Raw genomic sequence first — 367 nt, 5'->3', positions numbered from 1 at the left:
TGCTATCAACTGGGACTGCACGGTGACGCGTCGTTCGTCCGGGCAGTGCGCCAGACAGAGCGAGAAGCGTGAATGGTCATCCAGCAAGGTCAGCGGATGGCAGCGTCCACCGGCAAAGGGGAAGTGGCCTTTAAAGTCCATCTGCCAGAGCCGGTTCGGTGCGTCATGTTCAAAGCGCCCAACGGTAGGAGCCGGTGATGGACCGCCTGGCAGCAACTCATGACGGCGCATCAGATTATGCACGGTGCTGGCGGCAGGTAGCGTATGCCCCTGCATCTCTAACCATCGCTTGAGCTTACGCGCCCCCCACATCGGATGGGCCAGATGAGCAGTGCGGAGGTGTTGGACAACGGAGTCAGGGGTTCTT

The 367-nt window shown here is 60.5% G+C and carries 1 protein-coding gene; it reads right to left on the bottom strand.

Translation table 11 applies throughout. The annotated features are described in order from the left end of the window. A partial coding sequence (locus ACKWMY_RS28370) for a DDE-type integrase/transposase/recombinase (protein ID WP_409487566.1) occupies positions 1–367 on the bottom strand: 367 nt, incomplete at both ends.

The organism is Serratia sp. J2, from assembly GCF_046269175.1.
GTDB classification, from domain to species: Bacteria; Pseudomonadota; Gammaproteobacteria; order Enterobacterales; family Enterobacteriaceae; genus Chania; species Chania fonticola_C.
Note: the sequence above shows the minus strand (reverse complement) of the source record. Positions and strands in the feature narration are given on the sequence as shown.